Origin of the sequence: Pseudomonas putida (assembly GCF_028682635.1) — a bacterium.
GTDB classification, from domain to species: Bacteria; Pseudomonadota; Gammaproteobacteria; order Pseudomonadales; family Pseudomonadaceae; genus Aquipseudomonas; species Aquipseudomonas putida_AE.
On the sequence record NZ_JANHLK010000058.1, the window covers coordinates 1 to 5,655 of the forward strand.

The window sequence follows — 5,655 nt, forward strand, 5'->3', positions numbered from 1 at the left end:
TTGAACTTCAACACCAGCCAGTTTGACCACGTCAAGGACAACCGCCTGAAGCGCTGGCGGGATCAGGAATATGCCTACGATGCGTGGGGCAACCTGATTGAGAAACGCAGTGGGATGGGCAAGCTGCAGACGTTTGTATATGACTGTGAAAATCGGTTGGTGCGGGCTGAGACGTTGGTGAATGGCAAGCTGGAGAGTACCGGTGCGTATCGGTATGACAGTTTGGGGCGACGGGTTGCCAAGGTTTCAGAGGTCAACGGCAAGACCGAGCAGAAGCACTTCTTGTGGCAAGGCTTGCGGATGCTGCGTGAGGAGCGTCCGGGGCAGAGCAGTCTGTATATCTATGAGCCGGGGAGTTACGCGCCGTTGGCGCGTGTCGACCAGGCGGAAGGTGAGGAGCGGAAGCTTTACTACTTCCACACTGATCAGATTGGTACGCCGTTGGAGATGACTGACGCGCACGGGAGCATTGTCTGGCAGGCGACGTACAAGGCTTGGGGGGCGGTTGAAAAGCTGGCGGTCAATGAAGTCGAGCAGAATCTGCGGTTTCAGGGGCAGTATTTTGACGATGAGACGGGGCTGCACTACAACACGTTTCGGTATTACGATCCGGAGGTGGGGCGGTTTGTGGCGCAGGATCCGATTGGTTTAGCTGGCGGAGTCAATCTGTATCAATATGCTAATAGCGCTATTGGTTGGATCGATCCATTGGGGCTTTGCTCCAAAGCGCTAAGCAACAATATGACAAAAAGTGGAACTCCCCGCCCCGCAAACTCCGCTGCTCATCACATCGTTGGTGATACTGCCAAGCTTGCAGCTCCTGCGAGAGCGGTCCTGGCAAAGCATGATATTCATGTGGATGATGCAATCAACGGAGTGTTTTTGCCTAATCGTAATAACGTTGACTCGAGCGTGCCAGGGATCCTGCATAATGGTAAGCATCCAAATTCTTATTTTGAGAATGTTAACCAGCTTATAATTAGTGCAGATAAGGCTGGTGGCAAGCCGATGGTTTTGAAGACAATCGATAGAATCCGAAATACATTACTAACGAGTCCACGGGACGCTCAGTGGTCCGGATTATTTTGGTGATTTATGAAAATTTATTCAATAACGCAAAATGACAAATATAAAACATTGGTCGATGCGGATCAAGTGGAAAGTCTGCAGGAGTTCGCTACAAAGCTTGCATATGGTGACGCAATTTTGGAGTCTGAAAACCAGTGTTATCGCGTTGTATATAATAGTGATGATAAAAACAAACCGGCACTTTCTGATTTTTTTACATTTTTCAGGCCTATCTTGGTTGTCTCTGAAAAAGCATATGAGGCGCTTGGTTTTTTGCAGGTTTTTCCTACGGTTAAGTTGCTCGGGCCGCGTGCGGGGGATGTCGCAGTATTTGTTGCCGAGGTTCTATCAGATGCATTTGATGTTGATCAATCCGATTATGATAAGGGGGAGGGTGGGTATGTAGTTTACAAAGCGGTGTTAAATATTCCCGAGAATTACAAGAGTGAGATTTTTCGCATTCCTGAAAATCCGCAAGTTCTATATGTCAGTCAAGTGTTCAAAGATGCTGTAGAGTCGCAGGGCCTGAGAGGGGTCGCTTTTAAGGAGGTTGCACAGAGTTGTTGAGTGAATAAGCGGAAAAGGGGACAGATTTATTTTGGACCGTTTTTCGTTTTTCCCTAAATAAATCTGTCCCCTTTTTCGCTCTTTTTCGCTGCAGGTTGACGGGCGTAAAGCTCCGGTGTCGACTCTTACTTCCGTCGATTTGAATGCCTGGAGTGAGAAAGTCACCATCAAGGACGAGACCGGGAATCCGATGCTATCAACGGTGTGCACCGGCATCATGAGCCATGACCTGTTCCTCACCACTCTGGATGTATTGCTGGATGTTGATCGCGCCAGCAACGATGAGACGGCGCCAAGTCTGGCCTGAGGAATTCATATTCCTAAATGATATAAATAGATAATTATTTATTCCTTTTGTTGTTGTGGCAGGCAGTGCACCTTTGAGGCCTGCCCCTTCATCCGCAAGGGTCGACATCAGACAGGAAGCCTCAACATGACCATCAAAGCGATCAACGTCCGCAACCAGTTCAAGGGCATCATCAAGGAAATTCTGGAAGGCGAAGTGGTGTCCGAAATCGACGTGCAAACGGCATCCGGCATTGTCACCTCGGTGATTACCACCCGCTCGGTGCGCGACCTTGAACTGAAGGTTGGGAGCGAAGTGATTGCCTTCGTGAAATCCACTGAAGTCTCGATTGCCAAACTCTGAATCCGAGGTTCAACGCCTGACTAATTATCACAGGTACAAAAAGCCCGGCTGATCAGGCCGGGCTTTTTGTTGGGTACTGCGGTGCAGCGATGGGGTCAGGCGACGGTATTGCCTTGCAGACGATCCGAACCATCGGCGGCGACGGTGTTGCCCTGCAGGCGATCAGAGCCGTCGGCGGCGACGGTGTTGCCTTGCAGGCGGTCGGAACCATCGGCGGCAACGGTGTTGCCTTGCAGACGGTCCGAACCATCGGCAGCCACACGATTTTCGATCAGGCGGTCAGAACCACCCTCAGCCACTCGGCTTTCAATCAGACGATCCGAGCCACCTTCAGCCACAACAGGCGCAGCAGAGGTAGCGGCAAAAGCGTTAACTGCAAAAACCGAGAAAGCGATGCTGAGGAGGGTTTGGCGTTTCATGATCGTGTGCTCCGGGTGTTGTTGGTTGGTATGGAGCTGATGTTACGCCGCACAGTTTTTAAGAGAACTTCATTGAGTTAATGGTGACTATTGACGTAGTCAATGGAGGATTCGGTGATCCTTGTGGATTCGTGGCGTTAGCGGGAAATCAGTCCGTGATCAAGGGCGTACTTGACCAGTGCCGCCGGTTTGTCGATGTTTAGCTTGCGCCGAATGCTCAGGCGATGGGTTTCCACGGTGCGCACGCTGATGTCCAGTTCCCGGGCCATTTCCTTGTTGTTCAGGCCCTGGGCCATTTTCGCCAGCACCTGGCTTTCCCGCGGTGTGAGTTCGTTGTCGGTGTTCCTGTCGGCAATCAGCCGCTGGGCGATGTCGGCGCTGTAGAAGGTGCCGCCGCTGGAGATGGCTTCGATGGCGGCGATGATTTCCCGGGACGGGGCATTCTTCAGCACGTAGCCGCTGGCGCCGGAGCGCACCGATTCACTGACGTATTCGTAATTGTCGTACATGCTCAGCACCAGCACCTTGAGCGACGGGTACTGGCTGCGCAGCACGCGGGTCAGTTCCAGGCCGTTCATGTCCGGCAGGCTGATGTCGACCAGCAGCAGGTCCGGTTGGCAGCGCCCGACCATCTCGATGGCCTCGGCGCCGTTTTCCGCTTCGCCGACCATTTCCAGGGGCGACATCACGGCCAGTAGCGCCTTGATGCCGTCGCGGACCAGGGAGTGATCGTCGACCAGGGCGACGCGGATCGGGGAGGGCAGGTTCATGCAAGGTTCACTCTTGTAGTTTTGCGCCAGGTTTCATCGGCAGCCGTACGTCCAGCTCGCTTCTGCCTGGCATCGAGATCAAATCGAAACGCCCGCCAAAATGTTCGACGCGTTCGCGGATGTTACGCAAGCCAATGCCGGCCTGGCGACGTTCGACCTGGGCAACATTGAACCCCATGCCGTCATCGACCAGCGTCAGCCGCACGGACTGTTCACAACCGCGCAGGCTGATGGACACGTTTTTCGCCTGGGCGTGACGTTCGATGTTGGTCAGGCCTTCCTGGACGATGCGGAACAGCGCAACAGCGGCGCCGTCGACCAGTTGGCAGTCGAATTCATTTTCGTCGTAGGTCACGGTCAAGCCGCTGCGCTGCTGGAATTCCGCAGCCAGTTGGCCGATGGCGGCTGGCAGGCCAAGGGTATCGAGCAAGGATGAGCGCAGATCGTGGGAGAGACTGCGGACTTCGCCGATGGCTTCGCCCAGGCGCTCGGTGGCGTCTTTCAACGTGTTCAAGCCTTTGTCGTGGTTTTGTCCGTTTTCCAGCAAGTGGCTGGCCAGTTCGAACTGGAACTTGATCGAGACCAGCACCTGACTGATGCCGTCGTGCAGTTCACGGGAAACCCGCGAGCGCTCTTCCTCCTGCAGGCTGACGATGCGCTGGGTCAGGCGCTGCAGTTTCTTGTCGGCCAGGCGATGCTCGCTGACGTTGAGGGTCATGCCGGTGGCGAAGACAAACAGCACCGCCACCAGCGCCACCACGGCAATCGCCATCATGGTCTTGCGGATGCCCTGGGCCACTTCGGCACGGGCCTGCTGGGTGGCGCGCTCGACGTCTTCGAGGTAGATGCCGGTGCCGAGCATCCAACCCCAGCGATCGAGCATCACTACGTAGGCGAGCTTGTCGGTGACCTGGCCGGAGGAGGGCTTGTTCCAGGCGTAGCGCTGGAAGCCTTCGCCCGATTGCGCACTCTTGAGCAGCGCCTGGATCACCGGCAGGCCGTGGGGGTCCTTCATGTCCCACAGGTATTGGCCCACCAGTTCCGACTGGCGTGCGTGCATCAGGCTGCGGCCTTCATGGTCGTAGACGAAGAAATAGCCGTTGATGCCGAAGCTGAGCTTGCGCAGTTCTTCGAGCACCTGTTGCTGGGCGCGCTGATCGCCCTGGCCGTTGTCGTACAGCGGCTCGATCAGGCTTTTCGCCATTTCGACGTAGTTTTTCAGTTCCGCGCGCTTGCTCATCAGGATGCTGTCTTCGATCAACTGCGCCTGTTGATCGCCCAGTTGGCGGTTGAGCGAAATCACCAGGGCGCAGATGACGGCAATGGCCAGCACCAGCGGCAGAATGCCGAGGGCGACGATCTTGTGTTTGAGCTGCATGTTCATTCCTGCCCGCGCGAGGGGTGGGGATCATATGCCAAAGATACGCTTGGCCTGTAGCGTTGCTGGACGGAATGCTCTTTGTAGGAGCTGCCGAAGGCTGCGATCTTTTGATCTTGAAAAATCAAAATCAAAAGATCGCAGCCTTCGGCAGCTCCTACAGGGGGTTTGCGTTTCAGCCGGCAGATTTTTGGAGTCTACGTAGAACTACGTAGGTGGTGTGTACGTAGTAACGCGGATTTATTTGTGGACGCCATGCGCGGATATTGGGCCAGCTCCGCTCAGCGGACACAATTATAAAAATTACCGCCGCAGTCACGAGCTGTCGGCAGGAGACCCCCTATGCCCCGTCTGGCTAAACACCTCGCCTGGTTTGCCGTGGCTGTCCTGGGAGCGATTGCGCTGAGTGTCGTGGCCCTGCGCCGCGGCGAAGCGATCAACGCCCTGTGGATCGTCGTCGCAGCCGTCGCCATCTACCTCGTTGCCTACCGCTACTACAGCCTGTTCATCGCCAACAAAGTGATGCAGCTGGACCCCAATCGTGCCACTCCCGCTGTACTCAACAATGACGGTCTGGACTACGTGCCGACCAACAAGCACGTACTCTTCGGTCACCACTTCGCGGCCATCGCCGGCGCGGGGCCGCTGGTCGGTCCGGTCCTGGCGGCGCAGATGGGCTATCTGCCCGGCACGCTGTGGCTGATTGCCGGCGTGGTGCTGGCCGGTGCCGTGCAGGACTTCATGGTCCTGTTCATGTCCACCCGCCGCAACGGCCGTTCGCTGGGCGACATGGTCCGCGAAGAG

The 5,655-nt window shown here is 55.6% G+C and carries 8 protein-coding genes; 5 read left to right on the forward strand and 3 right to left on the reverse strand.

The genetic code is table 11. The features are described 5' to 3' along the window. From NPS56_RS30720 to NPS56_RS30735, 4 genes are all read left to right on the forward strand, one after another. On the forward strand, positions 1-1,092 hold a 1,092-nt coding region (locus tag NPS56_RS30720), incomplete at its 5' end, for an RHS repeat-associated core domain-containing protein (RefSeq protein ID WP_274078132.1). Positions 1,093-1,095: 3 nt separating this feature from the next. Further along, positions 1,096-1,635 (forward strand): imm11 family protein, encoded by a 540-nt coding sequence (locus NPS56_RS30725; protein WP_274078133.1) that lies wholly within the window; start codon positions 1,096-1,098, stop codon positions 1,633-1,635. A 115-nt stretch (positions 1,636-1,750) separates the two neighbouring features. Then, on the forward strand, positions 1,751-1,942 hold the full coding sequence (locus NPS56_RS30730; protein ID WP_274078134.1) for a hypothetical protein: 192 nt from the start codon (positions 1,751-1,753) through the stop codon (positions 1,940-1,942). Between the two features lie 126 nt (positions 1,943-2,068). Continuing rightward, entirely contained in the window at positions 2,069-2,284 is a 216-nt protein-coding gene (locus tag NPS56_RS30735; RefSeq protein WP_274078135.1) for a TOBE domain-containing protein, read from the forward strand. A 95-nt stretch (positions 2,285-2,379) separates the two neighbouring features. On the opposite strand, the gene NPS56_RS30740 is transcribed toward NPS56_RS30735, so the two are convergent. The 3 genes from NPS56_RS30740 to NPS56_RS30750 form a co-directional block, all read right to left on the reverse strand. Then, positions 2,380-2,703, reverse strand: a complete 324-nt coding sequence (locus NPS56_RS30740) for a hypothetical protein (protein ID WP_274078136.1) — start codon at positions 2,701-2,703, stop codon at positions 2,380-2,382. A 137-nt stretch (positions 2,704-2,840) separates the two neighbouring features. Beyond that, positions 2,841-3,473, reverse strand: a complete 633-nt coding sequence (locus NPS56_RS30745) for a response regulator (RefSeq protein WP_046820284.1) — start codon at positions 3,471-3,473, stop codon at positions 2,841-2,843. 7 nt (positions 3,474-3,480) lie between these two features. Then, complete coding sequence (locus NPS56_RS30750; RefSeq protein WP_046820283.1) at positions 3,481-4,851, reverse strand: cache domain-containing protein; 1,371 nt, start codon at positions 4,849-4,851, stop codon at positions 3,481-3,483. 342 nt (positions 4,852-5,193) lie between these two features. On the opposite strand from NPS56_RS30750, the gene NPS56_RS30755 reads away from it, so the two are divergent. Beyond that, positions 5,194-5,655, forward strand: a 462-nt coding sequence (locus NPS56_RS30755; RefSeq protein ID WP_274078137.1) for a carbon starvation CstA family protein, incomplete at its 3' end; no start/stop codon positions are given.